Origin of the sequence: Pyxidicoccus fallax, assembly GCF_012933655.1 — a bacterium.
In the GTDB taxonomy this organism is placed as follows: domain Bacteria; phylum Myxococcota; class Myxococcia; order Myxococcales; family Myxococcaceae; genus Myxococcus; species Myxococcus fallax.
In genome coordinates, this window is record NZ_JABBJJ010000566.1 from 1 (window position 1) to 4,648 (window position 4,648).

Below are 4,648 nucleotides of genomic sequence, written 5' to 3' on the forward strand. Positions count from 1 at the left end.
CCTGGGGGGGCGAGCGGATTGCTCCGAACGGCAGGGGGTGGAGCACGACTCGCTCGAGCGCGGGTGGCGGGCTATGGGGCCTTGCCCGTGGGCTCGGGCGGTGTCTCGACCTGGCATCGGGCAGCCTATTCCAGGGCGGAATGCGGGAGGCAGCCCCGGTGGCGCGATCCGATGATTCTTTGGCACGATCCGATTGGCGCGAAACGGAGCCGCTCGTGACTCTTGGCGTGGCCGAATTCCCGGCGCACCCAAGGACGGTTCCCATGTCGCAGGTCTGGCTCATCACTGGAAGCTCACGCGGCCTCGGTCGCGAACTCGCGAAGGCCGTGCTCGCCGCGGGGCACCGCCTCGTGGCCACGGCGCGCAAGCCCGAGCAACTGCGGGACCTCGTCGAGCAGTACGGAGACAGGGTCCGCGCGGTGGCGCTCGATGTGACGGACCCGGCCGCCGCGCGCGCCGCCGTGGCCGCGGCGACCTCCGCCTTCGGGCGCCTGGACGTCGTCGTCAACAACGCCGCCTACGCGAACGTGAGCTCCATCGAGGATGTGACGGAGGACGACTTCCGCGAGCAGTTCGAGACGAACTTCTTCGGCGTCATGCACGTCACCCGCGCGGCGCTGCCGGTGCTCCGCGCGCAGCGCGCCGGGCACATCATCCAGGTTTCCTCCATTGGCGGGCGGGGGGGAAGTCCCGGGATGGGCTCGTACCAGTCCGCGAAGTGGGCCGTGGAGGGCTTCTCGGAGGTCCTCTCGAAGGAGGTCTCCGCGCTCGGCATCCGCGTGACGATTGTCGAGCCTGGCGGCATGCGCACGGACTGGGCGGGCGTGTCGATGCGGGTGGACACCGTCAGCGAGGCGTACCAGCCGACCGTCGGAGCCTTCATGGAGCACGTCCGCCGGAACCCGGAGGTCATGCAGGGCGATCCCGCGAAGGCCGCGCGGGCCATCCTCCAGATTGCCTCGGAAGAGCGGCCGCCGCTCCGCCTGCTCCTCGGCTCGGACGCCGTGTTCCTCGCGGGCGTCATCGCCGCGGGGCGGGCGGAGGAGGACGCGCGCTGGAGGACACTCAGCATGTCGACCGATTACGATGGCCTGGTCGACTTCGCGGAGACCCCGGTGGCCCGGATGCTGCTTCCGCAGAGGAGCTGACGTGCGCGCCGATCTCGTCCCCGTTCCCAGAGTCCTGCTCAGCCGCTTGGCCGCGATTGGCGTGGATGTCGAGCGCGTGCTGCGGCAGGCGGGCCTCCTTCCGTCGCGGTTCCAGGAGGCCCGGGTCCACCTGACCACCCGCGAGTTCATGGCGCTCTGTCACGCGGTGGAAGCCCTGGGGGGTGGGCGGGACCTCGGCCTGCGCATCGGCGCCGAGGCGCGGTCGCACCACTTCGACATCGCGACGGCCGCCGCGCTCCACGCGCCGAACCTCGGCGAGGCGCTGAAGAAGCTCGCGCGATACAAGCGCCTCGTCTGCCCCGAAGAGGTGACGGTGGAGGTCGTGGGCACCGAGGCGCGCTTCAGCTTCCACTGGCTCCTCGCCGAGGGCCCCCTGCCCATGTTCCTCGTGGATGGGACGTTCGCCTCCACGCTGGCGCTGGCCCGTCTGGGAACGGGAAAGCACCTCGTCCCCAGGCGTGTCGAGCTGGCGCGGCGCCGCGCCGACGTGGAGCTGCTCACCCGCCACTTCGGCTGTCCCATCCGCTTCGACGCATCGCTGGACCTCCTCGTCTTCGACGCCAGGGCGCTGGACGAGCCGTTCCTGACGCACAACGCGGACCTGCTGTCGGTGCTCGTGCCGGGGCTCGAAGCGGCGCTGAAGGAGCAGCTCGGCCAACGGACGCTGGTGGACGACGCCCGGACGGCGCTCCGCCGCCGCATGTCCGGAGAGCGTCCCTCCGTCGAGAAGCTCGCCCGCGAGCTGCACCTGAGTCCCCGCACGCTCCAGCGCCGGCTGGAGGAGGAGGGCACGACGTATCAGGCCCTGCTCGACGAGGTGCGCCACCAGTCCGCGCGCCAGCTCCTCGTGAGCACCGACCTGGACGCCAGCGAGGTGGCGTTCCTGCTGGGCTACGAGGAGCTCAACTCCTTCACGCGCGCGTTCCAGGGGTGGGAGGGGACGACGCCCCTCCGCTGGCGTGGGGCCGAGCGGGACCGCGCCTCGCATTAGACGCGTCCCAAATCCTCCGGCGCGACTCCATCCCCGGGAAACCCAACGGGGGAGCGACGGCATGCAGGTATTGGGCAGCAAGGCGAGCAGGCACCAGGAGCGCCGCTGTGATCTCGTCTTCGAGGGCGGAGGCGTCAAGGGCATCGGCCTGGCGGGGGCCTTCTCCGTCTTGGAGGAGCGGGGCTACACGCCCCAGAACCTGGCGGGCTCCTCGGCCGGGGCCATCACCGCGGCGCTGGTTGCCGCCGGCTACCGCTCGGACGAGCTGCGGAAGCTCGTGCTCGACCTCGACTTCCGCCAGTTCCAGGACAAGGGCTGGGAGGACAAGGTGCCCCTCATCGGGAAGGCCCTCAGCCTCCTGCGAGACCAGGGCATCTACGAGGGAAGGCGCCTCTGCGAGTGGCTCGACTCGATGCTGGAGCCCAAGGGCGTGCGGACCTTCGCGGACCTGCGCACCGAGTGGGATGACCCCCGCTGGAGCTTCAAGCTCCAGGTCACCGTGTCGGACCTCACCTCGCGCCGGCTGCTCGTCCTGCCCCGGGACGCGCACCTGCTGGGCCTGGACCCGCTCACGCTCAAGGTCTCCGACGCGGTGAGGATGAGCATGAGCATCCCGGTCTTCTTCGAGCCGGTGAGGCTGATGAACCCCCAGACGAACCGGGAGCACCTGCTCGTGGACGGCGGCATCCTGTCGAACTTCCCCGTCTGGCTGTTCGACTCCGTGGGCGAGGAGCCCGACTGGCCCACCTTCGGCCTCATGCTCGTCGAGCCCGAGCCGAAGCCGCTCGAGGACGGGATGCCGGTACGGGGTCCCCGGGGCCTGAGGGGACTGCGCTCGCTGGTCCTGGGATTGACGCAGACGCTCCTGGAGGCACACGACCGGCTCTACCTGGAGCGGGCCCAGTTCGCGCGCACCATCACCATTCCCACCCAGGGCGTGGGGACGACCGAGTTCAACCTGGAGCGCGAGCGGGCGATGAAGCTCTACGAGTCCGGCCGCGCCGGAGCGGAGCAGTTCCTCGCCTCCTGGGACTTCGACGCGTACCTGAAGGAGTTCCGAGGCGACAAGCCCCACAACCGGCGCGAGTCGGTGCGCGAGGAGCTCGCCGCGGTCAGGGTCTCCGCTTGAGGTGGCCCACGGGGACGGCCCGCCCGGGAAGCGGGCCGCTCCCCGCACGCAACGCTAGTGCGCCATCGAGGCCCACGGCGTGAAGGCGTTCGTCACCTGCACCAGCGAGGGCTTGAGCCCCGGGTAGTGGCGCAGCAGGACGCTCGTCATGGTGTTGTTGTTGATCCAGTCCATGCCCGGCCGCGTGTAGAGGTTGACGTTGAAGTCCGTGGTGAAGAAGCGGTCGCTGGTCAGCCGGCGCGAGGCCATCAGCACGAAGATGCGGAAGGCCGTGTCGCTGAAGCCGAAGCCCCGGGGCGGCGCCTCGGCGAGCATCCCCACCTGCAGGTCCACCCGGTCGACGTCGCCGTACACGTCCTTCAACTGCCGGGCCCATTCGGCGTTGCGGGTGATGTCCTTGAAGCTTCGGCAGCGTGGCAGGTACATCAGCTCGCGGAAGTCGTTGTAGCGGGGGACGCCGCGCTCGCGGTCCCTCATGATGTCGATGGCGGCGAGGTCTATCTTCAGCTTCTGTCCGGGCAGCCCGTGCGGGTCCTGTGCTTCGAGGGTGCGCAGGAAGTGGGGGTAGTTGTGCAGGACGATGGCGCCGGGGTGGCTGATGCCGAAGGAGTAGCAGACGTCGTCGATGGACAGCCCGCCTTCGAAGACGGCCTGCACCTTCTCGCCGGTGATGTCCGCCATGCCGACCTCGCGCACGGGCTTCCCGTCCTCCACGCGGTACAGGCGGACGGTGTCGGGTATCAGTGAGTGCAGGCGGTAGACGGACACGAACTCCTCGGTGAGCGCGTAGGGCACCCCGAAGTGTTTGGTGGACGCGCCGGGAATGCCGCCAATGGCCTCCAGGCGGCTGAGCCGCCCGAAGACGCGGGTGACGCGCTCGGTGACCAGGCCCCACCAGTGGGCATTCATCGCCGAGCGCAGGGTGGGGTGCCCGAGGATGGCGGGGGTCCACTCCACGGTGTGGATCTTCGCCATCAGCGCCGTGTTGATGAGACGCGCGGTCTCGAAGAGCTGGTCGCCACTCCAGTCCGGGTACTCCAGCCGCAGCCGGTCCACGATGGCGTTGTGCTCCTTGGTGAAGAGCGTGTGCATCAGGCTCAGGCCCATCCACCAGTTCTGCGTGACACCGGACTTCTGCATCCGGGTGCGAGCATCCACCGGGAGCCGCTCCGCCTGGTCCTGGCCCACGAGCTTCAGCTTGCCCCGGCTGTCCTTGCCGTCGTCCTCCGAGCAGCGCAGCTCGCGTATCTCGGCCTCGCTGTTGCCATAGATTTGCGAGGCGTCCCACCAGTGCGAGCCGCGGTTGAGGTAGGTGGGCGGGCCGTCGTCGGCGCCTGGGATTCGGGTGGGGTCGGGCGG

General features: G+C 69.7%; 4 protein-coding genes. 3 read left to right on the forward strand and 1 reads right to left on the reverse strand.

The genetic code is table 11. From position 1 onward, the window contains the following. The first annotated feature begins 263 nt into the window (after positions 1 to 263). From HG543_RS51635 to HG543_RS51645, 3 genes are all read left to right on the forward strand, one after another. The gene (locus HG543_RS51635) at positions 264 to 1,148 is read left to right on the forward strand and encodes an oxidoreductase (protein ID WP_169352361.1); all 885 of its coding nucleotides are present in this window, start codon (positions 264 to 266) and stop codon (positions 1,146 to 1,148) included. Between the two features lies 1 nt (position 1,149). After that, entirely contained in the window at positions 1,150 to 2,160 is a 1,011-nt protein-coding gene (locus HG543_RS51640; protein WP_211194762.1) for an AraC family transcriptional regulator, read from the forward strand. Positions 2,161 to 2,221: 61 nt separating this feature from the next. Beyond that, positions 2,222 to 3,289 carry a patatin-like phospholipase family protein gene (locus tag HG543_RS51645; RefSeq protein WP_169352363.1) on the forward strand — a complete coding sequence of 356 codons (1,068 nt, stop codon included), beginning with the start codon at positions 2,222 to 2,224 and terminating at the stop codon, positions 3,287 to 3,289. A gap of 54 nt (positions 3,290 to 3,343) precedes the next feature. Here the strand turns inward: HG543_RS51645 and HG543_RS51650 are convergent. Beyond that, on the reverse strand, positions 3,344 to 4,648 hold a 1,305-nt coding region (locus HG543_RS51650), incomplete at its 5' end, for a peroxidase family protein (RefSeq protein WP_281404561.1).